Here is a 26,532-nt window from a genome sequence, read left to right as displayed (position 1 = left end):
TCCCGTTTCTGCGCCCCGGCAAGGCCTCAGGCATTTGCGCCGTCGCGCGCCTTGGCGCCGGTTTGCCAGCCCTGCTGCCAGGCGAGCATGAGCGTGCCCTTCTTGTAGGGGCAGGCCGTTTCCGGCTTGCCGTTCTTTCCTGCCGCATGGCCGTCCTGCCATGCCTTGTCCTGGGGAGCTGCCACTTGTTTTCTCCGTGATTTCCGCCGGGCATAAGGGAAGCCCGGCCCGTTCAGATTCAGACCGCCACCGGCGCCTTGATGTGCGGCTGGGCGACATAGTCGTGGATCACGAAATCCTCATATTCATAGGCGTCGATCGACGGCGCCTTGCGGAGGATCTCGAGCCGCGGGATCGGCCCCGGCGTGCGGCTGAGCTGCTCGCGGGCCTGGTCGAGATGGTTCGAATAGAGATGGCAGTCGCCGCCGGTCCAGACGAAGTCGCCGACCTCGAGCCCGGTCTGCTCGGCGAGCAGATGGGTGAGCAGCGCATAGCTGGCGATGTTGAACGGCACGCCGAGGAAGATGTCGGCGCTGCGCTGGTAGAGCTGCAGGCTGAGCTTGCCGTTCGCCACATGGCATTGGAACAGGCAATGGCAGGGCGCCAGCGCCATCGCGTGCAGCTCGCCGGGGTTCCAGGCGGAGACGACCATCCGGCGCGAGCCCGGATTGGTCTTCAGCGTCTCGATCAGTTCGCGGATCTGGTCGATATGGCGGCCGTCCGCCGCCTCCCAGTCGCGCCACTGCTTGCCATAGACCGGGCCGAGCTCGCCCGCCTCGTCGGCCCATTCGTCCCAGATGCTGACCTTGCGCTCCTGCAGCCACTTCACATTGGTGTCGCCGCGCAGGAACCAGAGCAGCTCGATCAGGATCGAGCGCAAATGCAGCTTCTTGGTGGTGAGCAGCGGGAAGCCCTGACTGAGATCGAAGCGCATCTGCGCGCCGAACACGCTCAGCGTGCCGGTGCCGGTGCGGTCCATCTGCTCGGCGCCGGTCTCGAGCGCGCGGGCCATCAGGTCGAGATATTGCTGCATCGCGCGAACCTAGACCCCGGCCGGCGCCGCGCCAAGCGGGCGGTGTATCTCCATTGTGGAGAAACCTTGGCTCCGGAGCGGATGCGGTCCTGCTTCGGGCGCGGACGCAGGGGTGGCAGGCGGCAGGGGTGTCATCCGAACAACCGCCCCGCCCGCCCTGGCGCCTGCCCGACCCGCAGGCTGCCGGGAACCTGTTCGCACCGCTGGCGCGCGAGCGCGTGGAGGTGCTCGCCTTCGTCTATCTGGGCCGCAACCAGCAGGTGCTCGGCATCCGCCATGCGCGATCGGCGTTCCGCACCCGGCTCGACCTGCCGATCCGCGACGTGGCGGCGGATGCGATCGCCTTCGATGCGTTCGGCGTGGTGATGGCGCACAACCATCCGAGCGGCGACCCGACGCCGAGCCAGGCAGACCGCGATGCGACGCGGCGGCTCGCCCGCGCGCTCGATGCGCTGGGGGTGCGGCTGCTCGATCACCTGGTGGTCGCGACGCGCGGCATCACCAGCTTCCGCAGCCTAGGGTTCCTTTGATCCCGCTGCAGGCATGCTTGCCGGAGTAGCGGTCTTGCCGCTCTTGCAGGCGCGGATCGCGCTCGGCTCGGGGCGGTCGCCCTTGGCCTCGAAGATCGCGATATAGCCGCCTGCCGAGGGCATCGGCTTCATCGAGACGAGCGTATAGCCGACCGCGGCGAACTCGCATTTGAGCAGCTCGGGCGGAGTGCCGTGCAGCTCGGTCGGGCGGTTGGCATCGACGACCACCACCTGGCCCTCGGGCGCGAGCGCGGGGCGCAGCCGCCAGAGGAACTCATAGGGGCTCTCGATCTCGTGATACATGTGCACCATCAGCACGCGATCGAAGCTGGCTTCGGGCAGCCGCGGATCGGCGGGCAGGCCGAGGCGGACGCTGACATTGTCGAGCTTCTCGCGCAGCACGCGCGTGGCGAGATAGTCGCGCGTCTCGGGCACGATGTCCTCGGCGACGACGCGGCCCTTCTTGCCGACGCGGGTGGCCATGCGGACGGTGTAATAGCCTTCGCCCGCGCCGATATCGGCGATGGTCATGCCGGGCTTGATCCCGGCCAGGTCCATCACCTGGCCCGCCTCGTTGAGCCGGTCGCGCGCTTCCTCGGTCGACCAGCGCGGCGACAGGATCGAGGCGACGGGGCGGTCGGCGGCCGGGAAGCCGTTATTGGTCGAGGGCGTGGCCTCCTGCCTGTTCCCGATCGCCGGCGCGCCGCTGCACGCCGCGAGCATCAATATCGGGAGCAGGGCGGGGCCGCGTCTCAATCGACATCCTCCACTTCGACCGCTTCGCCGGTCACGCGCTGGGATAGCGCAGCCGCCATGAACGCGTCGAGATCCCCGTCGAGCACGTCGCCCGGCGCGGTCGAGGTCACGCCGGTGCGCAGGTCCTTGACCAGCTGATAGGGCTGGAGGACGTAGGAGCGGATCTGGTGGCCCCAGCCGATGTCGCTCTTGGTGGCGTTGGTCGCGTTCGCCACTGCCTCGCGCTCGGCAAGCTCGCGCTCGTAGAGGCGGGCGCGCAGCTGGTTGTATGCCTCGGCCTTGTTCTTGTGCTGCGAGCGCTGGTTCTGGCACTGCACGACGATGCCGGTGGGCAAGTGCGTGATGCGCACCGCCGAATCGGTGGTGTTGATGTGCTGGCCGCCGGCGCCCGATGCCCGGTAGGTATCGATGCGCAGCTCGCTCTCGTTGATCTCGATCTCGATATTGTCGTCGATCACCGGATAGACCCAGATCGACGAGAAGCTGGTGTGGCGGCGCGCGGCGCTGTCATAGGGGCTGATGCGCACCAGCCGGTGCACGCCGCTCTCGGTCTTGGCATAGCCATAGGCGTTCTCGCCCTTGACCAGCAGCGTCGCCGACTTGATGCCTGCCTGCTCGCCGGCATGATAGTCGACCAGCTCGACCTTGAGCCCGTGCCGCTCGGCCCAGCGCGTGTACATGCGCTGGAGCATGCCCGCCCAGTCGTTGCTCTCGGTGCCGCCGGCGCCCGAGTTGATCTCGATATAGGTGTCGTTGGCGTCGGCCTCGCCCGAGAGCAGGGCCATGACCTTGTCCTTCTCGGCGCGCGCGGCGAGCAGGCCCAGGCTGGCGGTGCCTTCGCTCGCCATCTCCTCGTCGCCCTCGGCCTCGGCCATCTCGATCAGCTCGGCGGTGTCGTTGAGCTCGGTCTCGATCGCGCGCGTGGCGCTGATCGCCTCGTCGAGACGGCGGCGCTCGCGCATCACGTCCTGCGCGGCCTTGGCGTCGTTCCACAGCGTGGGATCCTCGACACGCGCGTTGAGCTCGTCGAGCCGGCGCAGCGCGCGGTCCCAATCGAGGAACCGGCGGAGCAGCGCGAGCGACTCCTTGATGTTGTCGACATGAGCCTGCGCTTCGGCGCGCATGGGTTTTACCTTTCGAACTTTTCAATTCGTCATCCCCGCGAAGGCGGGGATCCAGAGCCCGGAGCGGCGTCGCCCGTTACCCTGGATCCCCGCCTTCGCGGGGATGACGGGTGTGTATATAATGCGCCGCGCTAGTAGATTCCGCCCTCGCGTTGCAAGAAATCGCTGTCGCCTTCCTGCTTCTTGGGCTCGGCCTTCTTCTCGACCGCCTTGGTCTCGGGCTGCTCTTCCCGGTCGCGGCGGCCGCGGCGCTGGTCGGTTTCGGGCTTGAAGGCTTCCCAGATCACGCCGGAGAGCGGATCGCTCGTCGGCCAGGCGCCGGTCACCGGCTTGCCCGAGGCGCGGTCGATGCGGACCATGCGGATGCCCTGGGGCGCGGTGAAGGCGACCTTGTCCATGCCCTCGAAGGCGGGGATGGCGAACTGCTTGAAGATCGGCGCGGCGATCGAGCCGCCCTGGGCATAGCCGCCCAGGTTGGTCGGCGTGTCATAGCCGATATAGAGGCCGCCGATCATCTGCGGGGTGCCGCCGACGAACCACACGTCGGTCGGGCCCGAGGTGGTGCCGGTCTTGCCCATCATCGGTCGGTTGAGGTCGCGCAGCACGGTGGCGGTGCCGCGCTGAATCACGCCTTCGGTGATGTGGACGATCTGATAGGCCGAGAGCGCGTCGATCACCTGCTTGGCGCGGTTGACCGGGCGCGGCATGCGGCCGCCCTTCCAGTCGGGCGCGTTGCAGCCTTCGCACGGGCGCCAGTTCTCGGGCCACACCACCTGGCCGTGGCGGTTCTGGACGAAGTCGATCAGCGAAGGATTGAGCGCGCGGCCATGGTTCACCAGGATCGAATAGGCGTTGACCATCCGCGTCACCGTCGTCTCGCCGGCGCCGAGCGCGTAGGAGAGATAGGGCGGGAATTTCTGGCGCGACACGCCGATGCGCTGGATCAGGTCGGCGACGTGATCCATGCCCGCCTGGTTGGCGATCTGCACCGTCATCAGGTTGCGCGACTGCTCGATGCCCCAGCGCAGCGTCTTGGGGCCGGCGCCGCGGGCATTGCCGAAATTCTTGAAGCACTTCTGGCCGAGATTGGCGCCCTGCCAGACGCAGAAGGGGCCATCGACGACGATCGAGGCGGGAGTCATGCCCTGCTCGAGCGCGGCGGCATAGACGATCGGCTTGATCGTCGAGCCCGGCTGGCGCTGCGCCTGGGTGGCGCGGTTGAAGCTCTGGATGCGCGAATCGAAGCCGCCCTGCATCGCCAGGATGCGCCCGGTGCGCGGATCCTCGACCACCATGCCGCCCGAGACCTTGGGCACCGAGCGCAGCGACCATTGCCCGCCCTTCTCCGGCGCCACCGCGACGATGTCGCCGGCCGCGAACTCATCGAACGCCTGGCCGCCCTTGCCGCGCACCGGCATCGTCGCGCCCCATTTGGGCAGCGTGCCGGTCGTGCCGTCGTCGAAGCCGATCTGCCAGCTGTCGCCATTCTGCGCGATCAGCACGCCGGCGCGCCAATCCTCATAGTCGAGGCCGATATTGGTGTTGAGGAACGACTGCAGCCAGTTCTCGGCATCGGCATGGCCGATCGGGCCCGACCAGCCGCGGCCATGGTCGTAGCGCAGCAGGCCGTCGCGGAGCGCCTTCTGCGCATATTGCTGGAGCTTGGGGTCGAGCGAGGTGCGCACCCACAGGCCGCCCGAATAGACGCTGTACGGCCCGCTCTCGTCGGTCTCGCCGAACTTGTCGAGCAGCTGGCGGCGCACTTCCTCGACGAAATAGCCGCCGACGCGCTCGAACTTGGGCGTCTGGCGCGGAACCGTGCCGAGCGGAGAGGCGACCGCCGAATCATGCTGGGCCTGGGTGATGAAGCCGTTCTCGAGCATCTGCCCGAGCACCCAGTTGCGGCGATCGAGCGCGCGCTGGGTGTGTCGCTCGGGGTCGTAGTTGGACGGGCCCTTGGGCAGGATCGCCAGATAGGCCATTTGCGGCAAGGTGAGCTCGTTCAGCTCCTTGCCGAAATAGGCCTGGCTCGCCGCCTCGACGCCGCCGGCGTTGCGCCCCAGCTCGATCGAGTTGAGGTAGAGCTCCATGATCTGCTGCTTGGAGAGCACGTCCTCCATGCGCCAGGCGAGGATGCCTTCCTTGGCCTTGCGCAGATAGCTGCTCTCGTTGCCGACCAGCAGGTTCTTGGCGACCTGCTGGGTGATCGTCGAGGTGCCGCGCGGCGTCGAGCCGCTCACCAGACCCTGGACGGCGGCGCGGACCAGACCCGGGAAGTCGACGCCGTGATGCTCGAAGAAGGTCTTGTCCTCGGCCGACATATAGGCGTGGACGAGCTGCTCGGGATATTCGGCGTAACTCAGCTGGACGCGGCGCTCGCGGGCATAGCTGTGGATCGGCAGGCCTTCGACCGAGCGGACATTGGTCGGCAGCGGCGGCTCGTAGTTCTTCAGCGTGTCGACCGAGGGCAGGTTGCGCGCGATGAACAGCCAGACCAGGAAGACGAACAGGCCCGAGAGCAGCGCCAGCACCGCGAGGATCCGGAACCACCAGCGGTGGCGCACGCGACCGAACAGCCCCTTGAAGCCCCCGATCTCGCGCTTGATGCGCATCTTTACGCTGGAAGTGGTCGAACCGTCGGACATGCGGGTCGCGGTTTAGCAGGATTGGGAGCGGAAGGAAGCCAGACTCTAATCCTCCCCCAGCTTGTCTGGGGGAGGGGGACCGCCGCCGAAGGCGGGGGTCGAGGGGCGGCGGTGGAACACCGCCGACTGAGTCGCGCGCCCTCGACCATTCGCGTTGCGAATGGTCCTGCTCCCCGAGCGCGCTCGGGCATGAATTAAGCCGAAATGGGAATATACCGGCGCCGGAACCACTTTCCCCTCGGCCCTCTATAATGAGACCCGAGGGGAGTTAAGGGGATGTACCTAGCGGGACGCCAGCGTCCGCGACGCCATGCGCGTCGCGAAATGGATTTCCACGGCCTTGCGCACGCTCTGCGCCACCTTCCTGCGCCCTTCGTCCGAGGCCAGGAAGCTGGCATCGTCGTTGTTCGAGATATAGCCCGTCTCGAACAGGATCGAGGGCATGTCCGGCGCCTTGAGCACCATGAGCGACGCCATGCGGTGGAAGTTCGCCTTGATCGGCATCAGCGGCTGCGCCTCGCGGCCGAGCAGCCGGGCGAAGCCTGCCGAGGCGTTCATCGTCTCGCGCTGGGTCAGGTCGATCAGGATCGACGAGATGTCCGGATTCTGCGTGCCGAGGTCGACGCCGGCAATGATGTCGGCCTTGTTCTCGCGCGCTGCCAGCCGCGCCGCTTCCTTGTCGGAGGCGACTTCGGACAGCGTGTAGATCGTCGCGCCCGAGGCATCGGCATTGCCGGCGCTGTCGCAGTGCACGGAGATGAACAGGTCGGCGCCCAGCTTGCGGGCAAGGCCGTAGCGCTCCTGCAGCACCAGGAAGCGATCGTCCTCGCGGGTGAGCGCCACGCGCACGCGCCCGGAGGCGAGCAGCGCGTCCTTGATCGCCAGCGCGGTCTTGAGCGTGAGGTCCTTTTCGCGCAGCCCGGTGGGCCCGATCGCGCCCGGATCATGCCCGCCATGGCCGGCATCGATCACCACCAGCGGCCGGTCCGCCTCGCCATAGACGCGCGGCAGCGCGGCGGCCGGCGCGCGGCGCGGCAGCGCGATCGTCTCGCCATAGCTGCTGCGCCCGGCGGGCTGCACATAGGAGAAGGGCGGCAGGAAGCTCATCTTGCGCTCGGCGGCGGCACGGGCGAACTGCGCATCGTCCACGGTGCGCAACTGCAGCGTGAGCGTGCGCCCGTCCTTGCCGAAGCTGCCCTCGGTCACGATCGCCGGCCGCGCGAGATCGAGCACGATTCGCGCGCCCTCGGCGCCCTGCGAGCCCTGCCGGATGCTCGTGACGGGGCCTTCCGCATAAGCGCGGCTGCCCGGCTCGGCGCCCTTGGCGTCGAGTACGATGCGTTGCGGTCCCGCGAGCATGAATGCGCTCGCCTGGGCCACCGGCTCGTCGAACCTGACGATTACCCGGTCGCCTTTCACGCGCACTTCCTGCACGGCGCCCGCCCAGCTGGGAACTCCAGTTAGCCAACCGGAGAGCAAGGCGAGCAGGAACAGCACCCTGACGCTATGCCGCGCCGGGGCTCTGGGGGTCCAGCCCAAAACCATAGATTGATACTCTGAGTTACGCGTCTGCCCTGACGAGACCGGACTAGGAGACGCGCCTCAAATCGCCGTGAAACTATGCGGTTAATTTCAGATTCGGCATAATTTTGCCGGCAAGGCGGCAACGGCTTGCCGGAGCAGTTGCCGGTAGGGCGTTGCAATGGCCCAAGGTTGCCGCGTCGCCCCGGGGGTGCTAGGCACATCGGGCCGGCCCTTGCGCCGGGCCTTTCCCGCGGCCACATCTTGCCGCGACAGTTCAGGTTGACGCTCGCATGAGGCAATTTCCGCAACGCTCACACCGACCGGCCAGGGTGGCCGGCCGCGTGATGACGGCGGAGCCTGCGGACCACCGGTTCGCGCGTGCCCTGCAAGCAGCAGCAGTTTTCGAAACCCGCGAGACCAGCGCCGGCACATCTGCCGGCCACGGCCGCATTGTATGTCGCGCGCCTGCGCGAGCCCGACAGGACACAAGCTTAGAGGGCTCGGGCCGGCGCGCCCGGAGAATAATAAATGACCATGCGTATGCTGATCGACGCACGGCACCGGGAGGAAACCCGCGTTGCCGTCGTCAAGGGAAACCGAATCGAGGAGTTTGATTTCGAGTCCGCTGAGCGCAAGCAGCTCAAGGGCAATATCTATCTGGCCAAGGTGACCCGCGTGGAGCCGTCGCTCCAGGCGGCGTTCGTGGATTACGGTGGCAATCGCCACGGCTTCCTGGCCTTCAGCGAAATCCATCCCGACTATTACCAGATCCCCAAGGAAGACCGCGAAGCGCTGCTGCGCGAAGAGGCCGAGCACGCCGCCGAGGAAGCTGCGCTGCGCGCCGAGGAAGATGGCGACGAGGATCACCTCGACGGCGATGACGGCGTGGAAGTGCTCGAGCGTCCGCACGACGACGAGGATGATCACGACCACGATCATGATCACGACGAGTCCGAAGGCGAGACCTCGGAGAGCGAAGGCAGCAGCGACGAAGGCCGTGGCCGTGGCCGTGGCCGCGGCAAGCGCCGTGGGGGTGGTGGCGAGGACAGCCCGGCCGAGGCCCTGCGCCAGCGCCGCATGAACCTGCGCCGCCGCTACAAGATCCAGGACGTGATCCGCCGGCGCCAGGTGCTGCTCGTCCAGGTCGTCAAGGAAGAGCGCGGCAACAAGGGCGCCGCCCTCACCACCTATCTGTCGCTCGCCGGCCGCTACTGCGTGCTGATGCCCAACACCGCGCATGGCGGCGGCATCTCGCGCAAGATCAGCTCGGCCGCCGATCGCAAGCGCCTCAAGACGATCATGGCGGACCTCAAGCTGCCGCCGTCGATGGGCTGCATCGTCCGCACCGCGGGCCTCCAGCGCACCAAGGTCGAGATCAAGCGCGACTTCGACTATCTGGCCCGGCTGTGGGACGGCATCCGCGAGGAGACGCTCAAGTCGACCGCGCCGGCGCTCGTCTATGGCGATTCGGACCTGCTCAAGCGCGCGATCCGCGACATCTACAATCGCGACATCGACGAGGTGATCGTCGAGGGCGAGGACGGCTATCGCCAGGCCAAGGACTTCATGAAGCTCCTGATGCCGAGCCACGCCAAGAAGGTGAAGCAGTACGCCGACGCAGTGCCGCTGTTCCAGCGCGCCGGCGTCGAGGACCAGCTTTCGGCGATGTACAATCCCGTCGTCCAGCTGAAGTCCGGCGGTTACCTGGTGATCAACCCGACCGAGGCGCTCGTCTCGATCGACATCAACTCCGGCCGCTCCACCCGCGAGCACAATATCGAGCAGACCGCGACCGCGACCAACCTCGAGGCCGCGCACGAGATCGCCCGCCAGCTGCGCCTGCGCGACATGGCCGGCCTCGTCGTGATCGACTTCATCGACATGGATCATGGCTCGAACGTCCGTAAGGTCGAGAAGGCGATGAAGGAGGCGCTGAAGAACGATCGCGCCCGCATCCAGGTCGGCCGCATCTCGGCCTTCGGCCTGATGGAGATGAGCCGCCAGCGCCTGCGCACCGGCGTGCTCGAAGCATCGACCGTGCAGTGCCCGCATTGCGAAGGCACCGGCCTCGTCCGCACCGCGTCGTCGGCCGGCCTGTCGGCGCTGCGCATGATCGAGGACGAGGCCGCGCGCGGCCGCGGCTCGGTGATCACGCTGCGCGCGAGCCAGGAAGCCGCCTTCTACGTGCTCAACAAGAAGCGCGCCGACATCGCCGAGATCGAGGACCGCTACGGCGTCACCGTCGAGATCCTGTCGGACGGCGAGCTCGAGGGCGCGCGCATGTCGGTCGAATGCTCCGGCCCGCCACCGGCGCATGCGCCGCGCTTCGAGAAGCTCGCCGAGGAGCCCGAGGACGATTACGTCGAGGAGATCGACGAGGAAGAAGAGGAGCTCGAGGAAGAGGCCGAGAGCGACAATCGTCGCCAGGGCCGTGGCCCGCGCCGCGAGCGCGAGGAAGCCGAGGGCGAGGGTAACGGCAAGCGCCGCCGCCGCCGCCGTGGCCGTGGCCGTGGCCGTCGTGAGGAAGGCGAAGGCGCCGAGGGTGAGACCGAGGTCGAGGCCGGCGAGGATGCCGAGACCGAGGCCGAGGGCGAAGACGCTCCCGTCGCCGGCGAGACCGAAGGCGAGCGCGAGGCCCGCGAAGGCGGCCGCAAGCGTCGCCGCCGTGGCCGTCGCGGCGGTCGCCGTGGGGACCGCGTCGAGGGTGGTGCCGAGGGTGGCGAGGACGAGGCCGGCGATGCGCCGGTGAGCGACGTCGCCGAGATGGCCGAAGCCGCGCCCGAGCCGGTCGCCGAGGAAGCCCCGGCCAAGCCGAAGCGCTCGCGCAAGAAGAAGCCGGCCCTGAGCGACGCCGAAGGGGTCGAGGCCGTCGAGGCCGAAGCCGCACCTGCGGTCGAAGCGCCGGTCGAAGTCGCGCCCGAGCCGGTCGCGGAGGAAGCGCCCGCCAAGCCGAAGCGCAGCCGCAAGAAGAAGCCTGCCCTGAGCGATGCCGAAGGGGCGGAAGCCGTCGAGGCCGAGGCCGCACCTGCGGTCGAAGCGCCGGTCGAGGTCGTCGCCGAGCCGGTTGCCGAGGAAGCGCCGGCCAAGCCCAAGCGCACGCGCCGCAAGGCCGTGACTACGGCGGCTGCGCCCGAGCCCGCCCTGGAAGCGCCCGTCGCGCAGGATACCGCGCCCGCCGCGGATGCCGAAGGCGAGGAAGGCGTGAACGAGGACGGCTCGCCGCGCCGCGGGTGGTGGCAGCGCACCTTCGGCGCCTGATCCGAAGGCCTGAGAAAAAGGGGCGTCGGTCGCGAGACCGGCGCCCTTTCTCATGGCCGCGCTCGCCCGGGCTTCACCAGCGGTTCATCGAGCCGGACGCACGCCCAACGGCATTGATCGCAACGGCAAATCGGGGGATACGGACGGCCATGAAGCGTATCTACGCCCTGATCTCCGCGGCCCTGCTGCTCTGGATCCAGCCCGCCGTTGCCCAATCGATCCTGCGCGATGCGGAGACCGAGGCGCTGTTCGGCGACATGGCCAAGCCGCTGTTCGTCGCGGCCGGGCTCTCGCCCGCCAATGCCAAGGTCGTGCTGATCAACGACAGTTCGATCAACGCCTTCGTCGCCGGCGGCCAGGTCGTCTATGTCCATTCGGGCCTGATCGATGCCGCCTCGAGCGCCAACGAAGTCCAGGGCGTGATCGCGCACGAGATCGGCCACATCGTCGGCGGCCATGCCGTGTTCCAGAACGACGGCGGCTATACCAACATCTCGCTGCTCAGCCTGTTGCTTGGCGTCGCCGCGATGGCGGCGGGCAGCGGCGAGGCGGGCACCGGCATCCTGATGGCCGGCCAGCGCGCCGCGCTCGGCAAGTATCTCGCCTTCAGCCGCGTCCAGGAGGCTTCGGCCGACGCGGCGGGCTCCAAGTTCCTCAACAGCGCCGGGATCAGCGGCCGCGGCATGCTGAGCTTCTTCGACAAGCTCACGGCGCAGATGCACCGCTACGGCTATTATTCGACCGACCCCGAGGTCGATCCCTTCGCGCAGACCCACCCGATGTCGCAGGACCGTGTCGAGACGCTGAAGGCGGACCTGATGAACTCGCCCAGCTGGACCAAGCCCAACGATCCGGCGCTGGAGATCCGCTTCAAGCGCGTCCAGGCCAAGCTGCGCGGCTATGTCAACGACGCCAAGGATACGCTGGCGAAATATCCGGTGAGCGACCAGTCGGTCTATGCCCATTATGCCCGCGCCTATGCCTATCACAAATCGGGCTATCCCGAGCAGGCGGCGGCGGAGACCGAGGCGCTGATCAAGATCGCGCCCAAGGATCCCTATTTCCTCGAGCTCGAGGGGCAGATCATGCTCGAATCGGGCGATCCGGTCGGCGCGATCGTGCCGCTGCGCGAGGCGACCGCGCTTTCCAACAACCAGCCGCTGATCGCCAGCACGCTCGGCCATGCGCTGCTCGCCACCGAGAACAAGGCCAATCTCGACGAGGCGGAGCGCGTGCTCAAGCAGGCCGTGGCGCGCGACAACGACAATCCCTTCGCCTGGCTCAACCTCGGCACCGTCTATGACCGCAAGGGCGACGAGCCGCGCACCGCGCTTGCCACTGCCGAGCGCGCGCATCTGATGGGCGATGTCGGCACCGCGCTGATGAGCTCGCGTGCGGCGATGGCGGGGCTGCCCCAGGGCTCGCCCGACTGGGTGCGCGCCCAGGACATCAACATGGTCTCGCAGACGGCGTGGGACGAAATCCGGAAGAAGAAGAAAGACCGATGATCGAGCGGCTTCTGCGGTCTCCGCTGGCATTGGCCGGCGCCTTCGTGCTGTGCGCGCTGCTCGGGGCCGGGATCTTCGCCGCGATCCAGGCGGCCCTGCCCGGCGCGGGCAAGGCTGCGCAGGAGCGCGTGGTCCACGACTATATCGTCGCGCATCCCGATGTGCTGCTCGATTCGGTCGATGCCTATCATCAGAAGCAGCAGGCCGCGGCAGCCGCGCAGGCGCTCGCCGTGGTCGGCCCGCGCGTCCACACGCCGTTCGCCGGCGCCTGGGCGGGCAATCCGCAGGGCGACGTCACCGTCGTCGCCTTCATGGACTATGCCTGCGGCTATTGCCGCGCCAGCCTGCCCGCGCTTGCCGAGCTGCTCCAGCGTGATCCGCGGGTCCGCGTCGTCTATCGCGAGATCCCGGTGCTCGGGCCCGACAGCGTGGTCGCGGCGCGCTGGGCGCTGGCCGCGGCCGAGCAGGGCAAGTTCCGCCCGTTCCACGATGCGCTGTTCGCCAGCGACGGCCCGAGCGCGGCCAATATCGCCAGGGCGGCCGCGGCGGCCGGGCTCGATACGGCCCAGGCCCAGGCCGCGCTCAAGTCCAAGCCGGTCGAGGACGAGCTCGGCTCGAACCGCGAGATCGCCGGCCAGATCGGGATGAGCGGCACGCCGACCTGGGTGGTGGGCAACCAGGTGCTCTACGGCGCCCGCGACTATGCCAGCCTGTCGGCGGCAGTGGCCGAGGCCCGCAAGGGGAAATAGCCGAACCCGACTTTCTCGCGCGCGCACACGCGCGTGGATGTCGCGGCTTTCGTGACTTTTCGCACTTTTTGTACCGACCGGTTGCCGCGTCGCGTCGGGCGCCCTACTTAGCGGGTCCTTTCCCGGCCGGGGGCATCATGGCATCCATTCTTACGATACGCGGCGTGAGCAAGACCTATGGCTCCGGCCACAAGGCGCTCGATCATGTCGATCTCGAAATCCGCCGCGGCGAGATCTTCGCGCTGCTCGGGCCGAACGGCGCGGGCAAGACCACGCTGATCTCGATTATCTGCGGCATCGTTACGCCGAGCACCGGCACGATCCTGGTCGACGGGCACGACGCGATCCGCGAGCCGCGTGCGGCCCGCTCGAAGATCGGGCTGGTGCCGCAGGAGATCGCGGTCGACATGTTCTCCACCGTCGGCTCGGCGCTGCGCTTCTCGCGCGGGCTGTTCGGCAAGGCGCCCGACCAGGCCTATTGCGACCAGGTGCTCAAGGACCTGTCGCTGTGGGACAAGCGGAACGCCAAGATCATGGAGCTGTCGGGCGGCATGAAGCGCCGCGTGATGATCGCCAAGGCGCTGAGCCACGAGCCGGACATCCTGTTCCTCGACGAGCCCACCGCCGGTGTCGACGTGTCGCTGCGCCGCGACATGTGGAAGATGATCGGCAAGCTGCGCGAGCGCGGCGTCACAATCATCCTCACCACCCATTATATCGAAGAGGCCGAGGAGATGGCCGACCGGGTCGGCGTGATCGACAAGGGCCAGCTGCTGCTGGTCGAGGAAAAGGCCGAGCTGATGAAGAAGCTCGGCAAGCGCGAGCTCGATCTCAGCCTGGTCGAGCCGATGACCGTGATCCCGGCCGGCCTCGAGGAATGGCATCTCAGCCTCGAGGACGAGGGGCATCGCCTGCGCTACACCTTCGATGCGCAGGCCGAGCGCACCGGCATCCCGTCCTTGCTCAGGAAGCTCAGCGAGATGGGTATCGCGTTCAAGGATCTCGATACCAGCAAGTCGAGCCTGGAGGACATCTTCGTCGGTCTCGTCGAGAACAAGTCTGCTGGAAATGGGGAGGCCCGGGCATGAACTTCCACGGCATCTGGGCCATCTACAAGTTCGAGATGGCGCGCACCCTGCGCACGCTCTGGCAGTCGATCGCCACCCCGGTGATCACCACCTCGCTCTATTTCATCGTGTTCGGCACCGGCATGGGCAGCCGCATCCCGTCGATCAACGGCGTCGCCTATGGCAGCTTCATCGTGCCCGGGCTGATCATGCTGTCGCTGCTCACCCAGAGCGTCGCCAATGCCTCGATCGGCATCTACTTCCCCAAGTTCACCGGCACCGTGTTCGAGCTGCTCTCGGCGCCGATCTCGGCGGTCGAGCTGGTGATCGGCTATGTCGGCGCGGCGGCGACCAAGTCGGTGGTGATCGGGCTGATCATCCTGCTGACCTCGGGACTGTTCGTGCCGCTGCGCATCGATCACCCGCTGGCGATGCTCGCCTTCCTGCTGCTCACCTCGGTCAGCTTCTCGATGTTCGGCTTCATCATCGGCATCTGGGCCAAGGGCTTCGAGCAGCTCAACGTGGTGCCGGCGCTGATCCTGACGCCGCTGACCTTCCTCGGCGGCACCTTCTATCCGCTCACCTTCCTGCCCGATCCGTGGCGCACGGTGAGCCTGTTCAACCCGATCGCCTATCTGATCAGCGGCTTCCGCTGGGCATTCTTCGGCGCGGTGGGCGACATCGACGTGCGCTGGAGCCTGGGCTTCATCGCCGGCTTCCTGGCGCTCTGCCTCGGGCTGATCGTCACGATCTTCCGCACCGGCTACCGGCTGAAGAACTGAGATGACGCCGTTCCCGCTCGACATCTTCACCGAACCCGAGGATGTCGATCCGAACACGCTGGCCAATCTCGGCCCCCTCGCGCGCCTCGCCGGCCGCTGGGAGGGGCACAAGGGCATCGACATCAATCCCAAGGCCGAGGGGCCGGAGCAGCGCGACTTCATCGAGCGGATCGAGTTCGTGCCCATCGATCCGCAGGCGAACGGCCCGCAGCTCCTCTATGGGCTGCGCTACCATATCCACATCACCACCGCGGAAGAGGACATCACCTTCCACGACCAGGTGGGATACTGGCTGTGGGAGCCGGCAACGGGGATGATCCTGCAGACGCTGGCGATCCCGCGCGGCCAGGTGCTGCTCGCCAGCGGCAAGGCCTCGGCGGACGGCAAGGCGCTCCGGGTGGAAGCGACGCGCGGCCCGACCAGTTATGGCATCTGCTCGACCGACTTCCTCGAATATGCCTTCCGCACCGACGCCTATACGCTCGACATCGTGTTCGCCGACGACGGCGGCTGGAGCTACGACATCCACACCACGCTCGCGGTGAAGGGCCAGGGCAGCTTCGATCACCACGACCGCAACACGCTGCACCGCGTCGGCGAGGCGAAGCCGAACCCCTGGGTGCAGATCCTCGCGGCGCGGGGGGAAGCCTAGGCTATTTCGCCGCGCACTTCAGATAGTCGGCGCGCACCTGTTTCCAGGCGGCGTCGGCGTCGAACTTGTCGACCAGGCCGTTGCCCTTGTTGCCCGTGAACGCGCCCATGCCATGCTGGATCATGTAGCGGGGGTGGTAGGTCGGTGCCCCGATCCTCTGGATCGTGGCGCAGAGATCCGGCGCCAGCTTGCCGTCGACGATGATGGTCTTCAGCGACGCGGAGAAGGCATCCGAATCGGCTTGGGGAAGATCGCCGAAAATCTCCGAGCGGATGACCAGGATCGCCTGGTGTGCGGTCGTATCGGCGACGCGGAGCATGTCGAAACGCCCATAGGCGCCCGCCAGGACGAACAGCCTCGCGCCGTCGTCATAGCGGTGCGCCGAGATGCAGGTGCCCGCGGCGCGGAAGAGATCGACCGGGGTGTAACGCGGCGCCGCGTCCTTCAGCGCGATGCAGCCCAGATCGGCGGTCTGCTCGAGATTGCCGGGGGCGTTGTAGTTCTGGACCTTCGGCGGCTGGCCTTGCTGGGCGTGCGCGGCGCACAGCGAAGCCCAGCTCAGCACAAGTGCCGCTGCCAGCCTGGCGACGGCGCTCACTGCACCACCGGCAGCATGATCGCCGAGCCGGCGCAGACCTTCTGCGTCGCCTTCTGATAGTCCGCCGGCTTGGCCTTGTAGATATTGGGCACGAAGGTCTGCGGGTTGCGGTCGATCATCGGGAACCAGGTCGACTGGATCTGGACCATGATCCGGTGGCCCTTCTTGAAGACATGGTCATGCTCGCGCAGCGGGATCATCCAGTTGGTCACCTGGTTCGGCACCAAAGGCGTCGGCTTCTCGAGCGATTCGAGATAGCGGCCGCGGCGCACTTCCATGGCGATCGGCAGCTCATAGCCGCTCAGCCCCTTGGCATAGGCGCCGAGCGCGGTCGGCGGCTTCTCGTAATCGTCGGGGAACACGTCGATCAGCTTGACCACGAAATCGCTGTCGGTCCCGCTGGTCGCCGCCATCAGGTCGGCGGTGATGCTGCCGGTGACGGTAAGATCTGCGTCGAGCGGCGCGCTGGTGTAGCTCAGCACGTCCGGCCGATATTCGACGAAGCGCTGGTCGTCCGATTCCCAGGTGCGCCAGTCGGGCGTCTTGTAGGTCTCGGACATCGGGCGCTGGCGGAACGGCACCGGGTTGGCGGGGTCGGAGATATAGTCGCGGCAGCCTTCGCCCTCGGCCGGGGCGGTGAACGACAGGCTGCCATCGGCGTGGAGATAGATGCTCTTGCTGCTCATGTTGGCGAGCGGCCAGTCCTTGTAGGTCTTCCACTGCCAGCTGCCCGACTGGAAGCTCTTGAGCGCGAAGTCGGGCTTGGTGCCGGTGCCGTGCAGCCAATAGGCGAAGAACGGCGCCTCGACCTGTTCCTGGAACTGGGTGCCGCTGTCGACGCCGAACGGGATGCGGCCCAGCGCATTGCCCGCCGAGCGCCAGCCGCCATGGTTCCACGGCCCCGCGACCATCAGCGCGAGCTTGTTGGGATCGTTCTCGCGCTGCTTGTGGAAGATCTGCCAGCTGCCCCAGGGGTCTTCCTGGTCCCAGTAGCCGGCGACGTTGAGTGTCGGCACGGTGGTTTTCTTCAGCGTGTCCGACCAGACCTGCTTCTTCCAGTGATCGTCATAGTCGGGATGGTCGATCATCTCCTGGTAGCGCGGCACCCGGCCCTTGAAATACTTCGCCTCGATGTCCGCCGGCGAGCCTGCCTTGAGGAACCACTCATAGGTGTCGTAGCGGTCGTAGAGGTCGATGCCGGCATTGGTCTTGTCGGCCTGGAGGCTGTTGACCCAGTCGCTGGCATAGGTGAGCCGCATCGCGCCCCAGCGGTGGAGGTCGTCGCTCTTCCAATAGTCGGTCCACGCCGCCTGGGGGCTGACCGCCTTGAGCGCGGGATGCGGGCGGGCGAGCGCGATCGCGGCGGTGAGGCCGGGATAGGAGACGCCCCACATGCCGACCTTGCCGTTGTTCGGCTTCACGTTCTTCACCAGCCAGTCGATCGAATCATAGGCGTCGGTCGCTTCGTCGACGGCGCCCTTGCCGGTCTTGATCTCGGTCGAGAGCGTGAAGGGCCCGCCTTCGGAGCCGAAGCGGCCGCGCATGTCCTGGAAGACGAAGATATAGCCGTCCTTGACAAGAGCCGCCCAGCTTGCCGGAATGGCGCGGGGCGCCTGGCCGGGAACGCCATAGGGCGTGCGCTGGAAGAGGATCGGCAGCGGGCCGGTCTGGCCCTTGGGGCGCATGATCACGGTGTGGAGCTTCACCCCGTCACGCGCCGGGATCATCGCTTCTTCGAAGGTGAAGGCGCCGTCTTGCGCCTGGGCCGGGGCGGGTGCGGTCTGCCTGGCGGGGAGCGCGGCGATCGGAGCGGCGGCGGCCGCCAGCGCCAAGAGACTAACCAACCGCATATGCTTTCCTCCCGCCAGAACAGATGCGGAGGGGTAATCGGTGGGTTGCGCCTGTCAATCGGCGCGGGCGCGAAACCGCTTCTGGATCGCGGGGCGCAGGATCAGCGCGTTGAGATTGGTCAGCAGATGCAGCACGATCGGGAAGACGAGGCCCGTTGTCCCGACATAGCAGGCGGCGAGCGCGGCGCCGATGACGCCGGTGAGCACGACGCCCAGCCAGCCCTGGTAGCGGTGCAGCCAGCCGAACAGCATTGCCGCGGCGAGAAAGGCAGCCCAGGCCGGCGCGCCGCACATAGTGATCAGCAGCGGGACATAGAGGCGGAAGCAGATCTCCTCGCTTACCCCCGCATTGAGGATCAGCGGCAGGATGTGGAGCGTCTCGGCGCGATTGCGCGGCAGCATCGGCGTGATGTCGAGCGCGCGCGCCGGCTTTCGCGGCCCGCGCCGGCGCCGGAAGAGGATGGCCATGCCAAGCACCGCGCCGCCCAGCGCTCCGGCGGCTGCCTCGGCGAGAAAGGTCGGGTCCGTCAGCGCGAAGACGGGTGCATAGGGAAGCAGCGGCCAGAACTCTCTCGGGAAAATCCACAGCGCGTCGATTCGGCCGAGCAGCACCAGGCCGACGAGCGGCATGCCGAGATAGAGCGCGCAGGCCTTCATCGCGCCGCGCAGAAAGGCGCGCTGGCGCAGGCGGGTGTCCTCGATCTTGCGGAAGCGCTCGAAATTGCGGCGGTCGTTGCGGTGGAACCAGGCGAGCAGCGCCAGGGTGGCGATCAGCGCCACCGGCGGCATCAGTGCGTGCATCGTCGATCCCCCCTCATCCAGGCGGGATAGCCTGCCCGGCCGGCGAGGCAAGTACGCCGCTTCTGCCAAGAAAAGCGTAAATTGACGAACAACCGTAACAAATAGTGCATGCAACTATATTGGTCCTATCGGCGATTGACGGACCAATTGCGTTGGTGGAACCAAGTGCCGCAGCAGGTTTCTGCAGAGCTTGGGGAAATTGTCATGCATCTGACGCACAATGCGGGCGAACTGTCCGCGCGCCCGCTATCCTTCCTGCCAACCGACAAGCTCGTGGTCCGATGGATCGCGCAGGCCGCTGTGAACGTCGAGCTGTTCACCATCCCGCTCTACATGACCTCGCTCTACTCGATCACCGGCATGCACCCGATCACCAGCCAGGGGAACAGCTTCTACAAGGGCCGGCAATGGCCGGGCGCCAAGACCAGCGCCTTCACCGACTACAAGCCCGGCGCCAAGGGCTGGGGCAACAAGAAGGCGTTCAACATCGTCTTCTCGGTGTTCATCCAGGAGATGCTCCACCTGCAGATGGCGGCCAACCTCGCCACCGCGATCGGCGCGACTCCGAGCTTCACTGCCACGGCGTTGCAGGACGGCAACCATGGCTGGACCTGCTACGGCCCCAGCCTCACCGCGATCCCCGGCGTGGTCGACCTGACCGACACCAACCGGTTCAAGGACGTGAAGGTCAATGTCGGCCCGCTCGACGAGGAGCGGATCAAGCTGTTCCTGGCGATCGAGCAGCCGCAGGAAACCGCGGAGAAGGACATCGTCCGCAACCAGGGCAAGTATTTCCCCAAGGTCCCCTTCCAGTGGACCACGGTGCCCGAGCTCGATGCGAACATCATGTTCGGCTCGATCGGCTATATGTACCAATGCTACCGCGACTATCTGCTGATCACCTATGAGGACGGTTCGCGTCTCTGGGATCATGTGATGGACGCGTCAGGCCAGCAGAACGACCTGTTCAACAATTTCAGCTTCCCCGGCCATCCGATGCGCGAGTTCATGGGCTTCGAGTCGACGATCGCGCTCACCGATCCCGAGATCGCGCTGAAGCAGGCGCTCAACATGATGAACGCGATCACCGACCAGGGCGAAGGCGCCACGCTTGGTGCGCGCTACGACGACAAGGGCCAGCGCCGGCCGGACGACAAGGCCAAGCTGATCCAGGGCGCGGTCAATCCCCACTATTGCCCGGACCGCGATGCGCTCGCCTCGGACTATCCGAGCTATTCGCCCGACGGCAAGCTGATCCCCTCCGCCGATGCCGCGGCGCGCGCCGACAATGACGGCGTCGACCATTACACCCGCTTCCGCGAGATCGAGGACATCCGCGGCAGCGGCGGGCTCGAGACCTGGGACCAGTCGCCCAAGGTCGGCAAATGGACGGGCAAGGACCTGACCACCGACGGCTATGATCCGAACAACAACCCCCACAAGCTGCCCGCGCCGCAGGCGATCGCCGATGCGCTCAACAACCTGCACAACGCCGCCGATGCGGCGGGCAACTATGCGAAGATGAGCCAGGCGGTGTGCGGCGCGATCAAGGGCGTCACCACCGTGCTCGACAATTACTGGAACCCCGAGGGCGCCAGCGTCTCCTTCCCCTTCCCCTCGATGGCCGGATCGGGCGACCGCATGTCGACCGCCTGGGCAGTGTTCGGCAAGACGCCCGACCTGTCGCTGGGCGTCGCCAATCCGAACCAGAACATCGTCAACCATGCCTGCCAGGGGCTCGACGTCGCCGATGTCGGCGGCAAATGGGGCAGCAATGCCTGCGCGCAGACGGCGATCTACCACACCTGCCGCGGCTCGAACCTGTGCAAGGGCCAGGGCGGCTGCGGCTTCGTCCAGCTAACCAGCGGCGGCGGCAGCTGCGGCGGGGCATCGAGCGGCTGCGGCACCGCGTCCAAGACCTCGAACGCGCCCAAGGCCAATCCGGTGGCGACCGGCGGCTGCGGCACGCCGACCACGGTGAAGGGCGGCGGCTGCTCGGCGGTGAGCCTGCGTGCCTATGGCGGGCTGTGCGGCACGCCGACGCCGTCCCCCGCACCCGCCGGCTGCGGCACGCCGACCCCTTCGCCCACGCCCACGCCGACCCCGAGCGGGCCGATGTACACCGCGCCGAGCGACAATATCTGCGGCGGCTTCGGCGGCTGCGCGGTGCCGATCTCGGCGATGCAGCTCTATCCCAAGTCGGGCACGATGGAGGTCTGGGCGCTGGCCGGCAGCACCAAGCCGGTGCTGTGCGGCACGCCGTCGCCCACGCCGGCGCCTTCGGGCTGCTCGACCGCGACGGACAAGAGCGGCTGCGGCACCCCGTCGCCCTCGCCGACCCCAACGCCCACCCAGTCGAAGATGATCGCGACGATCCCCTTCAACGAAGGCGACAAGGTGGAGGACATCGCCTTCCAGGCCTTCGCCAAGGTGGTCGCGTACAAGGTCAATGGCGATCCCGACAAGCCGGTGCAGGGGCTGGTCCAGCAGCCGCCGAACGACCTGCGTCTCGCTTACCCGCCCTCGACCTGATGACGGCCCCCCGGCTCGGCCTGCCCAATCCCGGCGACGGGCTGGGGCTGCGCGAGGAGCATTTCCCGCATTTGATGTCGACGCCCCCGAGCCTGTGGGGCGTCGACTGGTTCGAGGCGATCACCGAGAACCTGCTCGACAACCAGGGCTATGGCCTTGCCGTGTTCGAGCATGTCGCGGCGCACCGGCCGGTGGTGCTGCACGGCGTGTCGCTGTCGATCGGCAGCACCGCGCCGCTCGACCTGGCCTATCTCGGCAAGCTCAGGGACCTGGCCGAGCGCTTCCGGCCCCTGTGGATCTCCGACCATCTCTGCTGGACCGGGGTGCAGGGGGTGAACAGCCACGACCTGCTGCCGATGCCGCTGACCGAGGCGGCGCTGGATCATGTCGCGGACCGGGTGCGCGCGGTGCAGGATTTCCTCGGCCGGCCGCTGATCGTCGAGAACCCGAGCACCTATCTCGAATTCCGCACCAGCCAGATGCCCGAGGCCGAGTTTCTCGCCCGGCTGTGCGAGGCGACCGGCTGCGGGCTGCTGCTCGACGTCAACAATGTCCATGTCTCCAGCTTCAACCACGCGCTCGATCCGCTGGACTATATCGACGCGGTCCCTGCCGAGCATGTCGTGCAGGTGCATCTGGCGGGGCCGAGCGACCATGGCACCCACCTGATCGACACGCACGACGCGCCGGTGCCCGATGCGGTCTGGCCGCTCTACGCCCGGCTGTGGGAGCGCTGCGGGCCGGTGGCGACGATGGTCGAATGGGACGCCAAGGTGCCCGCCTTCGAGGTGGTTGCCGCCGAGCTGGCCAAGGCGCGGCGCGTGCGCGAAGGGCTGCCGCTTGCCGCCTGACCTCTCCGAATTGCAGGCGTGGATGCAGGCGGCGATCCTGGCGGCGTCGGGTGCCGATGCCCGTGCGCATGTCCGCGGCGACAATCGGCTGACCGCCGAGGACCGGGTCGACATCTATGCGCGCAGCTATCGCCAGCGGCTGATCGAGTGCCTGGAGAGCGAATATCCGCTGCTCGCAGCCCTTGCCGGCCCGACCGCGTTCACGCTGTTCGCCAAGGGCTATATCGCCGCGCATCCTTCGCGCAGCTACACGCTCTACGACTTCGGCGCCGGCTTCGCCGACTGGCTGGACGGCGCCCGGCCGCCGGGCGGGCCGCAGGATGTCGGCGCGATCCCCGCCGCGCTGGCGCGGATCGAGCGGGCCAAGGCGGAAGTGCACCGGGCGCAGGGGATCGAGCGGCGCGAGGCGGCCTGGCCGGGGATCGACCCGGCGATCGCCGAGCTGCTCGCGCTGGCCGAGGCCAAACGCTGGTGGCGGCCGGACAGCGTGCGGCTGCTGGCGCTGCCCTTCGACTTTTCCGAGATGCTGGCGAGCGGCGCGCCGCTGCCGCCGCGCGGCGAGGCGATGCTGCTCGCCGTGGCGCGGGCGGGGTACCGCGTCGCCTGCCATCCGCTCGAGCCCTGGCACTATGACTGGCTGGTGATGCTGCCCGACGACCCTGCGCGGGCCGTGCCGCACGAGCCGCGCATCGCCGGCTGGCTGCCCTTCGCCGCCGCAAACGGACTGGTTGCCGCCGCCTAGCGCTTCCTACACGGCACCCGGGCGAATCCCTGGAAAGTCACGAAAGCCGCGACAGCCAAAGCCCTGCCGGGCCGGGACTTTTGCAACTTTGCTGCCGGGGCGCCGATCTGGACGCGTCCTATATTTCCTACGAGCCAAAGAGCGGCCGAAAAGGCTTCCGGCCGGGGGAGGGAACCAGACGAAATCCTACATTGCAAGCGCCTGTCCCCCGGCGGAAGCCGGGGGGCGGGCCGGGGCCGGGGTTTCCCTGCCGTCCCGCTCGTGACCCTGGGCCCCCGCTTCGCAGGGGAGCGGGCAGTGCCGATGCGTGCGCCTTACAGCCGATGCTCGCCCTTCACCCAGCGCACCGTGCCCGAATGCGCGCGCATCACGACGCTTTCGGTGGTCATCTTGGTGGCGAAGCGCTTGACGCCTTCGAGCAGCGAACCGTCGGTCACGCCGGTGGCGGCGAAGATGCAGTCGCCCTTGGCCAGCTCGGTCAGGTCGTAGATCTTGTCGAGATCCTCGATGCCCCACTTCCGCGCGCGCTGGCGCTCGTCGTCGTTGCGAAAGACCAGCCGGCCCTTGAACTGGCCGCCGACGCAGCGCAGCGCCGCACAGGCGAGCACACCCTCGGGGGCGCCGCCCTGGCCCATATAGACGTCGATCGTCGTCTCGGGATTGGTGGTGGCGATCACGCCGGCGACGTCGCCGTCGCCGATCAGCACCACGCCGCAGCCGAGATCGCGCAGCTCGGCGATCAGCTTCTCGTGGCGCGGGCGATCGAGCACGCAGGCAATGATCTCGTTCGGCTGCACGCCCTTGGCGGCGGCGATCGCCTTGACGTTCTCGGTCGGGGACTTGGCGAGGTCGATCACGCCTTCGGGATAGCCCGGGCCGACCGCGATCTTGTCCATATAGACGTCGGGCGCATTGAGCAGCCCGCCCTTTTCGGCCACGGCGAGCACTGCCAGCGCATTCGGCCCGGCCTTGGCGCAGATCGTGGTGCCCTCGAGCGGATCGAGCGCGATGTCGATCGCCGGGCCCTTGCCCTGCGCCGCGCCGACCTTTTCGCCGATGAACAGCATCGGCGCCTCGTCGCGCTCGCCCTCGCCGATCACCACGGTGCCGTCGAGATAGAGCTTGTTGAGCGCATCGCGCATCGCCTCGACCGCGGCGGCATCGGCGGCCTTCTCGTCGCCGCGGCCGGTGAGGGTGGAGGCCGCGATCGCCGCCGCCTCGGTCACGCGCACCATTTCGAGGACGAGGACGCGATCGAGTGCGTGGCTGGGCTGAGTCATGCGAAAGGGAACCCCCGGGTGAGTGGACTTGGGCCGGCGATTAGGCAGGGGCGGCCGCATTGTCGATGCCGCTAACGTTGTCAGGCCGATCCGCCCGCAATTCGGCCACATCGTTTCGCTAGCGATGCGCCTCCGGGGGCGGAGGAGGTGCGATGCTGTTCGCTGTGCTGCTGCTTGCCCAGGATCACCCTGAAATGACTCCCGCCCAGGTGCTGGAGATGCATCGCGCGCGCTGGGCGGCGAACCCGAGCTGCGTGCGCGCACGCGACGAGAACGAGATCACGGTCTGCGCGCGGCGCGAGGCGGACAAATATCGCGTGCCGCTGGTCGAGCATGGCTCGAGCGACAATTCCGATGACCAACTCGACCGGTTCTTCGCCTCGAATGACGGCCACGCCCCCTGCGGCGAGGGTGCGTTCATGGTCCGCTGCGGATCGGCGGGGGTCAGCGTGCGCGCCAATGCGGGCGGCGTCCATTATGTGCGGCGCGAGCTCGCGCCCTGATTTCAGATGCTTGGGAGCCAAGGCGGTAAACCGTGCGTTGAGTGCGGCGAACCTGTTATTCGGAGAGCCCCATGCTGCTGCTCGCGCTTGCGATGTCCCACGCGCTTCCCGCCGTCCAGCCGCAACAGCGGCGCTACAAGGCGCGGACGGTGCGCGTCACCCGGATTCCGGCGCGCGCGGCGCCGCAGGTGAAGATCCCGATCGTCGCGGTCGATCCCGGCCAGCGCTACCGCCTGCCGCTGCCGAGCACCGAGGTGGTCGATGCCAAGGTCGATGCGGTGAAGAGCACCGGCATGGCCTGCGGCACCACCGGCGCGCCCTGGTGCCCGCGCGACGGCCGCCAGGTGCTGAAGACCAGCCTGGGCGACAATTAACCCGCCAGGATGTGCATCCACATCGGCTCGCCGATCAGGCTGGCCGAGCCGCGGAGCTGCGCGAGCGCCTGGGCGACGGCGCGCTCCGGGCCCTCGTGCGTGACGATCGCGACCAGCACATTGCCGTCCGGATTGGCGCCGCGCTGCATCAGGCTCTCGATCGAGACGCCGGCATCGCGCATCGCCGCGGCAATCTCGGCGAGCACGCCCACCTTGTCGGCCACGGTGAAGCGCACATAGGCGCGGCCGGTGCGTTCGCCCGCATCGGCCGCGCCGGGTGCTGCGAGCGCGGCGGCGGGCATCGCGTAGGGCGGGCCGAATTCGCCGCGGGCGATGTCGATCAGGTCGGCGACCACGGCGGACGCAGTCGGGCCGTCGCCGGCGCCGGCGCCCTGGAACAGCAGCCGCCCGACGAAATTGCCTTCGGCGACGACGGCGTTGGTCGAGCCGGTGACATGCGCGAGCGGATGGCTCAGCGGCACGAGATGCGGGTGGACGCGCTGGAACAGCCCGTGCCCGTTCGCCTCGGCCAGGCCGAGCAGGCGGATGCGGTAGCCGAGCGCGGCGGCCTCGGCGATGTCGGCGGCAAGGACGTGGCGCACGCCGGCGACCGCGACCTGGTCGAACGCCGGCTGGGTGCCGAAGGCGAGGCTGGCGAGGATCGAGAGCTTGTGCGCGGCGTCGACGCCGTCGATGTCGAAGCTGGGATCGGCTTCGGCATAGCCCAGGCGCTGCGCTTCGGCGAGGATGTCGGCGAAGTCGCGGCCCTCGGCTTCCATCTTCGACAGGATGAAATTGCAGGTGCCGTTGAGGATGCCGTAGACGCGGGCGATCTCGTTCGCCGCGGCGCCTTCGCGCAGGCCCTTGATGACGGGGACGCCGCCGGCGACCGCCGCTTCGAACTTGAGCGCGAGGTTCGCATCCTCGGCGGCCTTGGCGAGCTCGAGCCCGTGATGTGCGATCATCGCCTTGTTGGCGGTGACGAAGCTCTTGCCGCCGGCCAGCGCGCTGCGGGCGAGCGCGAGGGCGGGGCCGTCCGATCCGCCGACCAGCTCGACGACGACATCGGCCCGGGGGTGATGCGCGAGCGCGGCGGTGTCGTCGACCCAGTCGAAGCGGGTGATGTCGACGCCGCGATCCTTGGCCCGGTCGCGTGCCGAGACCGCGACCACTTCGATCGGCCGGCCGGCGCGGCGGGCGATCAGTTCGCCATTCGCGTCGATCAGGCGAATGACGCCCGCGCCGACGGTGCCAAGGCCTGCAAGTGCGATACGAAGCGGTTCGGTCATCTTATTTCTCACTCCCCTCCCTGCAAGGGAGGGGTCGGGGGTGGGTTGCGAGCGAAGCGAGCTTACGCCTGACAAGAAAGCGAC

The 26,532-nt window shown here is 67.8% G+C and carries 23 protein-coding genes; 12 read left to right on the top strand and 11 right to left on the bottom strand.

The features are described from left to right. Positions 1-26 precede the first annotated feature (26 nt). Complete coding sequence (locus tag ABLE38_RS07340) at positions 27-185, bottom strand: Rmf/CrpP family protein (protein ID WP_348973503.1); 159 nt, start codon at positions 183-185, stop codon at positions 27-29. A gap of 53 nt (positions 186-238) precedes the next feature. After that, positions 239-1,033, bottom strand: a complete 795-nt coding sequence (locus tag ABLE38_RS07335) for a thymidylate synthase (protein ID WP_348973502.1) — start codon at positions 1,031-1,033, stop codon at positions 239-241. A 128-nt stretch (positions 1,034-1,161) separates the two neighbouring features. Between ABLE38_RS07335 and ABLE38_RS07330 the strand changes: the two genes are divergently transcribed. Beyond that, entirely contained in the window at positions 1,162-1,563 is a 402-nt protein-coding gene (locus ABLE38_RS07330; RefSeq protein WP_348973501.1) for a JAB domain-containing protein, read from the top strand. Here the strand turns inward: ABLE38_RS07330 and ABLE38_RS07325 are convergent. The 4 genes from ABLE38_RS07325 to ABLE38_RS07310 all read right to left on the bottom strand — a co-directional run bounded on the left by ABLE38_RS07325 (position 1,549) and on the right by ABLE38_RS07310 (position 7,585). Continuing rightward, positions 1,549-2,286 carry a methyltransferase domain-containing protein gene (locus ABLE38_RS07325; protein ID WP_348974461.1) on the bottom strand — a complete coding sequence of 246 codons (738 nt, stop codon included), beginning with the start codon at positions 2,284-2,286 and terminating at the stop codon, positions 1,549-1,551. The genes ABLE38_RS07330 and ABLE38_RS07325 overlap by 15 nt on opposite strands. Before the next feature lie 29 nt (positions 2,287-2,315). Beyond that, positions 2,316-3,443, bottom strand: a complete 1,128-nt coding sequence (gene prfB, locus ABLE38_RS07320) for a peptide chain release factor 2 (RefSeq protein ID WP_348973500.1) — start codon at positions 3,441-3,443, stop codon at positions 2,316-2,318. A gap of 131 nt (positions 3,444-3,574) precedes the next feature. Next, a complete protein-coding gene (locus ABLE38_RS07315) occupies positions 3,575-6,088 on the bottom strand; it encodes a transglycosylase domain-containing protein (protein ID WP_348973499.1) in 2,514 nt (837 codons plus the stop codon). Between the two features lie 282 nt (positions 6,089-6,370). Next, positions 6,371-7,585 (bottom strand): N-acetylmuramoyl-L-alanine amidase, encoded by a 1,215-nt coding sequence (locus ABLE38_RS07310; protein ID WP_348973498.1) that lies wholly within the window; start codon positions 7,583-7,585, stop codon positions 6,371-6,373. A 555-nt stretch (positions 7,586-8,140) separates the two neighbouring features. Here ABLE38_RS07310 and ABLE38_RS07305 point away from each other — a divergent pair. From ABLE38_RS07305 to ABLE38_RS07280, 6 genes are all read left to right on the top strand, one after another. After that, positions 8,141-10,870 carry a ribonuclease E/G gene (locus ABLE38_RS07305; protein WP_348973497.1) on the top strand — a complete coding sequence of 910 codons (2,730 nt, stop codon included), beginning with the start codon at positions 8,141-8,143 and terminating at the stop codon, positions 10,868-10,870. Between the two features lie 149 nt (positions 10,871-11,019). Next, positions 11,020-12,378 (top strand): M48 family metalloprotease, encoded by a 1,359-nt coding sequence (locus tag ABLE38_RS07300; protein WP_348973496.1) that lies wholly within the window; start codon positions 11,020-11,022, stop codon positions 12,376-12,378. Then, positions 12,375-13,127 carry a DsbA family protein gene (locus ABLE38_RS07295; RefSeq protein ID WP_348973495.1) on the top strand — a complete coding sequence of 251 codons (753 nt, stop codon included), beginning with the start codon at positions 12,375-12,377 and terminating at the stop codon, positions 13,125-13,127. The genes ABLE38_RS07300 and ABLE38_RS07295 overlap by 4 nt, the downstream gene beginning before the upstream one ends. Before the next feature lie 137 nt (positions 13,128-13,264). Beyond that, positions 13,265-14,215, top strand: coding sequence for an ABC transporter ATP-binding protein (locus tag ABLE38_RS07290; RefSeq protein ID WP_348973494.1), 951 nt, complete (start codon positions 13,265-13,267; stop codon positions 14,213-14,215). Next, positions 14,212-14,976: an ABC transporter permease gene (locus tag ABLE38_RS07285; protein WP_348973493.1), complete on the top strand. Its 765-nt coding sequence runs from the start codon at positions 14,212-14,214 to the stop codon at positions 14,974-14,976. Before ABLE38_RS07290 ends, ABLE38_RS07285 begins: the two co-directional genes overlap by 4 nt. Before the next feature lies 1 nt (position 14,977). Continuing rightward, on the top strand, positions 14,978-15,628 hold the full coding sequence (locus tag ABLE38_RS07280) for a heme-binding beta-barrel domain-containing protein (protein WP_348973492.1): 651 nt from the start codon (positions 14,978-14,980) through the stop codon (positions 15,626-15,628). Position 15,629: 1 nt separating this feature from the next. On the opposite strand, the gene ABLE38_RS07275 is transcribed toward ABLE38_RS07280, so the two are convergent. Genes ABLE38_RS07275 through ABLE38_RS07265 form a run of 3 tightly spaced genes read right to left on the bottom strand, consistent with a single transcriptional unit; the run spans position 15,630 to position 18,877 of the window. Then, the gene (locus ABLE38_RS07275) at positions 15,630-16,226 is read right to left on the bottom strand and encodes a hypothetical protein (RefSeq protein WP_348973491.1); all 597 of its coding nucleotides are present in this window, start codon (positions 16,224-16,226) and stop codon (positions 15,630-15,632) included. Then, positions 16,223-18,076 (bottom strand): CocE/NonD family hydrolase, encoded by a 1,854-nt coding sequence (locus tag ABLE38_RS07270; protein WP_348973490.1) that lies wholly within the window; start codon positions 18,074-18,076, stop codon positions 16,223-16,225. The genes ABLE38_RS07275 and ABLE38_RS07270 overlap by 4 nt, the downstream gene beginning before the upstream one ends. A gap of 54 nt (positions 18,077-18,130) precedes the next feature. After that, entirely contained in the window at positions 18,131-18,877 is a 747-nt protein-coding gene (locus tag ABLE38_RS07265; protein ID WP_348973489.1) for a CPBP family intramembrane glutamic endopeptidase, read from the bottom strand. A 204-nt stretch (positions 18,878-19,081) separates the two neighbouring features. Here ABLE38_RS07265 and ABLE38_RS07260 point away from each other — a divergent pair, with 204 nt between their 5' ends. The 3 genes from ABLE38_RS07260 to ABLE38_RS07250 are packed head-to-tail and all read left to right on the top strand — an operon-like array spanning position 19,082 to position 23,002. Beyond that, positions 19,082-21,409 (top strand): ferritin-like domain-containing protein, encoded by a 2,328-nt coding sequence (locus tag ABLE38_RS07260; RefSeq protein WP_348973488.1) that lies wholly within the window; start codon positions 19,082-19,084, stop codon positions 21,407-21,409. After that, on the top strand, positions 21,409-22,260 hold the full coding sequence (locus ABLE38_RS07255; RefSeq protein ID WP_348973487.1) for a DUF692 domain-containing protein: 852 nt from the start codon (positions 21,409-21,411) through the stop codon (positions 22,258-22,260). Before ABLE38_RS07260 ends, ABLE38_RS07255 begins: the two co-directional genes overlap by 1 nt. Continuing rightward, on the top strand, positions 22,250-23,002 hold the full coding sequence (locus ABLE38_RS07250; protein ID WP_348973486.1) for a DNA-binding domain-containing protein: 753 nt from the start codon (positions 22,250-22,252) through the stop codon (positions 23,000-23,002). The genes ABLE38_RS07255 and ABLE38_RS07250 overlap by 11 nt, the downstream gene beginning before the upstream one ends. Positions 23,003-23,316: 314 nt before the next feature. Here ABLE38_RS07250 and glpX read toward each other — a convergent pair whose 3' ends face one another. Further along, positions 23,317-24,282, bottom strand: coding sequence for a class II fructose-bisphosphatase (glpX, locus tag ABLE38_RS07245; protein WP_348973485.1), 966 nt, complete (start codon positions 24,280-24,282; stop codon positions 23,317-23,319). A 152-nt stretch (positions 24,283-24,434) separates the two neighbouring features. Here glpX and ABLE38_RS07240 point away from each other — a divergent pair, with 152 nt between their 5' ends. Both ABLE38_RS07240 and ABLE38_RS07235 read left to right on the top strand, forming a co-directional pair. Beyond that, positions 24,435-24,785, top strand: coding sequence for a hypothetical protein (locus ABLE38_RS07240; RefSeq protein ID WP_348973484.1), 351 nt, complete (start codon positions 24,435-24,437; stop codon positions 24,783-24,785). Between the two features lie 71 nt (positions 24,786-24,856). Then, on the top strand, positions 24,857-25,159 hold the full coding sequence (locus ABLE38_RS07235) for a hypothetical protein (RefSeq protein WP_348973483.1): 303 nt from the start codon (positions 24,857-24,859) through the stop codon (positions 25,157-25,159). On the opposite strand, the gene ABLE38_RS07230 is transcribed toward ABLE38_RS07235, so the two are convergent. Next, on the bottom strand, positions 25,156-26,448 hold the full coding sequence (locus tag ABLE38_RS07230) for a homoserine dehydrogenase (RefSeq protein ID WP_348973482.1): 1,293 nt from the start codon (positions 26,446-26,448) through the stop codon (positions 25,156-25,158). The genes ABLE38_RS07235 and ABLE38_RS07230 overlap by 4 nt on opposite strands. Positions 26,449-26,532 lie beyond the last annotated feature (84 nt).

The sequence above is a fragment of the Sphingomonas sp. KR3-1 genome (assembly GCF_040049295.1).
Lineage (GTDB): Bacteria > Pseudomonadota > Alphaproteobacteria > Sphingomonadales > Sphingomonadaceae > Sphingomonas.
The sequence above is the reverse complement of the archived record's forward strand: the minus strand, read 5'-3'. Positions and strand labels throughout refer to the sequence as shown.

Bases quoted from the DNA above. Each gene is read 5' to 3' on its own strand.
- ABLE38_RS07335 (WP_348973502.1), bottom strand. From the start codon at position 1,033: ATGCAGCAATATCTCGACCTGATGGCCCGCGCGCTCGAGACCGGCGCC.
- ABLE38_RS07325 (WP_348974461.1), bottom strand. From the start codon at position 2,286: ATGCTCGCGGCGTGCAGCGGCGCGCCGGCGATCGGGAACAGGCAGGAG.
- prfB (WP_348973500.1), bottom strand. From the start codon at position 3,443: ATGCGCGCCGAAGCGCAGGCTCATGTCGACAACATCAAGGAGTCGCTC.
- ABLE38_RS07315 (WP_348973499.1), bottom strand. From the start codon at position 6,088: ATGTCCGACGGTTCGACCACTTCCAGCGTAAAGATGCGCATCAAGCGC.
- ABLE38_RS07305 (WP_348973497.1), top strand. From the start codon at position 8,141: ATGACCATGCGTATGCTGATCGACGCACGGCACCGGGAGGAAACCCGC.
- ABLE38_RS07300 (WP_348973496.1), top strand. From the start codon at position 11,020: ATGAAGCGTATCTACGCCCTGATCTCCGCGGCCCTGCTGCTCTGGATC.
- ABLE38_RS07295 (WP_348973495.1), top strand. From the start codon at position 12,375: ATGATCGAGCGGCTTCTGCGGTCTCCGCTGGCATTGGCCGGCGCCTTC.
- ABLE38_RS07290 (WP_348973494.1), top strand. From the start codon at position 13,265: ATGGCATCCATTCTTACGATACGCGGCGTGAGCAAGACCTATGGCTCC.
- ABLE38_RS07285 (WP_348973493.1), top strand. From the start codon at position 14,212: ATGAACTTCCACGGCATCTGGGCCATCTACAAGTTCGAGATGGCGCGC.
- ABLE38_RS07280 (WP_348973492.1), top strand. From the start codon at position 14,978: ATGACGCCGTTCCCGCTCGACATCTTCACCGAACCCGAGGATGTCGAT.
- ABLE38_RS07270 (WP_348973490.1), bottom strand. From the start codon at position 18,076: ATGCGGTTGGTTAGTCTCTTGGCGCTGGCGGCCGCCGCCGCTCCGATC.
- ABLE38_RS07265 (WP_348973489.1), bottom strand. From the start codon at position 18,877: ATGCACGCACTGATGCCGCCGGTGGCGCTGATCGCCACCCTGGCGCTG.
- ABLE38_RS07260 (WP_348973488.1), top strand. From the start codon at position 19,082: ATGCATCTGACGCACAATGCGGGCGAACTGTCCGCGCGCCCGCTATCC.
- ABLE38_RS07255 (WP_348973487.1), top strand. From the start codon at position 21,409: ATGACGGCCCCCCGGCTCGGCCTGCCCAATCCCGGCGACGGGCTGGGG.
- glpX (WP_348973485.1), bottom strand. From the start codon at position 24,282: ATGACTCAGCCCAGCCACGCACTCGATCGCGTCCTCGTCCTCGAAATG.
- ABLE38_RS07240 (WP_348973484.1), top strand. From the start codon at position 24,435: ATGCTGTTCGCTGTGCTGCTGCTTGCCCAGGATCACCCTGAAATGACT.
- ABLE38_RS07235 (WP_348973483.1), top strand. From the start codon at position 24,857: ATGCTGCTGCTCGCGCTTGCGATGTCCCACGCGCTTCCCGCCGTCCAG.
- ABLE38_RS07230 (WP_348973482.1), bottom strand. From the start codon at position 26,448: ATGACCGAACCGCTTCGTATCGCACTTGCAGGCCTTGGCACCGTCGGC.